Source organism: Acetivibrio sp., assembly GCF_035371925.1.
Taxonomy (GTDB): Bacteria; Bacillota; Clostridia; order Acetivibrionales; family Acetivibrionaceae; genus Hungateiclostridium.
In genome coordinates this window covers 1-2,529 of the sequence record NZ_DAORXT010000170.1, presented here as the reverse complement: position 1 = coordinate 2,529, position 2,529 = coordinate 1, and the positions used below count along the sequence as shown (strand labels likewise).

The window sequence follows — 2,529 nt, the reverse complement described above, 5'->3', positions numbered from 1 at the left end:
TGCTCCTGAAATAGAGACCTCGAAAGCAATACGAGTTTTCGAGAGCATTATATTAGTCTCAATGGCGAGTCTAATCTGAACCAATGCCCAGTAAGTGTATTAATATCCTGTATTAAAGTGGAAAAGCTACTTGTACGGCAGAAAGTTTTAAACCAGCATAAGTTTAAATTGACGGGAAATAAATACATACTAAAGGTGGTGATTTGGTGTCGATTGATATCATTAGATCCATTAAGCAATCAGAAGCCGAAGCCGAACAAATTAAAAAGCAATCCTATGAAGATGCCCAGCAAATTCTATCAGAAGCCACAAGTCAATCTTACAAGCTTCTTGAACAGGCTCAGGAAGATGCAGAAAAAGAAGCAAAAAAAATTATTCAGGAAGCTGAAAAACAGGCAAATGCCGAGATTGAAAAATTCGCCTCCGAAGTATCTTCCGAATGCGATGCAATAAAAGCAAACGCCAGGAAGAAGTTGGACAAGGCAGTGGAGATAATCATAGGAAGGATAGTGAGCCCCAATGGCAATAGTTAAAATGAACAAAATTTCTCTTATAGGGCTTGAATCAGAGAAAGAGCGCATCCTTGAAAATCTTATGAAATTAGGCGTTGTTGAGATTACGGACTCAAAAGAAAAGATGTCTTCTGATGATTGGAAAGAGCTGGTAGATGTCGATGGAGACAACGAAAGCGTCTCAAGGCTCGATGCTCAAATTGACAGGGTATCGGCCATTATTGACTATTTGGACAAATTCGACAAACGCAAAAAACCTCTCTTTTCAGCCAGACGTGATATTAGTATCAGCGACTTGAACATGGTTTTGCAAAATCAGGATAAGCTCTGGACTGTTATTAATGAGATTAATCAATATGATGAAATGCTTTCAAACTTGAAAGCGGAAAAAAACAAAAACTCAAACCTGATTTTGAGTCTCAAACCGTGGGAAGCTTTAGACATTCCTTTAGAGCTTACATCAACTGCATCTTCCACGGTTTTAATCGGTGTTGTACCGGAAATGGCAAATACCGATAAAATAAAGCAGGACCTTGACGACACAGTCCCCGAGAGCTACTTTGAAGTTCTTGGAAAAGACAAAGAGCAAAGCTATCTTCTTATTGTATATCTGACCTCTAAAGAAGAAGATACCATGAATGTATTAAAGCAGTACAGTTTTTCCAAGGTAACTTTTAAAGAACTCTCAGGAACAGTACAACACAATATCAGTCAAGCTTCAGAAAACATCGAAAATATAGACAATGAGATTGAGGATATTGAAAATAAGATGGCTTCCTATGTAAAATACAAGGATGACCTGGAAGTTCTTCACGATCACTTGGCTATTGAAAGAGAACGAAAAATCGTGCGTTCCAACTTCCTTAAAACCAACAAGGTTTTCATGCTCGAAGGCTGGCTTCCGGAAAATTCAGCGGAACAAGTGAAAGCCTTCCTTGAAAAAAGCAGTGATTGCTTTATAGAAATTATAAAGCCAAAAGATGATGAGGAATTTCCCGTACTGCTCGCCAATAAAGCCATCCCAAGTTCTGTGGAATCAATAACCAATATGTACAGTGTTCCAAACTCCAAAGAGATTGACCCAAATGCAATAATGGCTCCCTTTTTTATACTGTTCTTCGGGCTTATGCTGGGTGACGGCGCTTACGGTGCCATAATGACCATCCTTGCAGGTATAATTCTAAAAGCGTTTAAACTTGAAGAAGGTACAAAAAAGTTTATGAAGCTCATGCTTTACTGCGGCATTTCCACGATGTTCTGGGGGCTGCTTTTCGGAAGCTGGTTCGGTATCCCGAACATACCGGCAGTGTGGTTTAACCCTGTGGAAGACCCTGAATTACTACTCAGTTACTCACTGCTTTTCGGTGCCATCCACATATATGTCGGTCTTGGAGTCCGGGCTGCAAACTTTATCAAGGATAAAAAATATCTTGATGCGGTTTTTGATGTACTGTTTTGGTACATATTGTTTACCGGATTTATACTGTTTGTACTCCCCTACATTCCAAAAGTCGATCCCGAAAAAGTAACCAGTCTGGTAACTTTGGGCAAATATCTCATGGTAATCGGCGCAGTTCTTTTGATTCTTACCCAGGGCAGGGACAAAAAGAATATTATTGCAAAGCTTTTTGGCGGTGTTGCAAGCCTTTATGACCTTGTAAGCTTCATGAGTGACGTTCTGTCTTACTCAAGACTACTTGCTCTCGGTCTTGCAACCTCGGTTATTGCATCCATCGTCAACCAGATGGCAACAATGTTCGGTTTCAACAACATACTGAAAATAATTGCTGTAGTCGCTATTTTAGCCTTTGGGCACTTGTTCAACTTTGCAATAAATGCCCTTGGAGCATACGTTCACTCTTGCAGGCTGCAGTACATTGAGTTTTTCGGAAAGTTTTATCAGGGCGGAGGCACAGCCTTTGAACCCTTTAAAGCAAAAACAAAATATATAAATCTAAAATAACAGGAGCATTCCTGTAATGAAACAAAATGATCTTTGAAAAAGAAGATGCCAGGC

The 2,529-nt window shown here is 39.7% G+C and carries 2 protein-coding genes; both read left to right on the top strand.

Annotation, left to right across the window (positions count from 1 at the left end):
- Positions 1–206: 206 nt before the first annotated feature.
- Positions 207–533 carry a hypothetical protein gene (locus PLH43_RS13535; protein ID WP_324363989.1) on the top strand — a complete coding sequence of 109 codons (327 nt, stop codon included), beginning with the start codon at positions 207–209 and terminating at the stop codon, positions 531–533.
- A complete protein-coding gene (locus tag PLH43_RS13530) occupies positions 520–2,475 on the top strand; it encodes a V-type ATP synthase subunit I (RefSeq protein ID WP_324363987.1) in 1,956 nt (651 codons plus the stop codon). Before PLH43_RS13535 ends, PLH43_RS13530 begins: the two co-directional genes overlap by 14 nt.
- Positions 2,476–2,529: the final 54 nt, after the last annotated feature.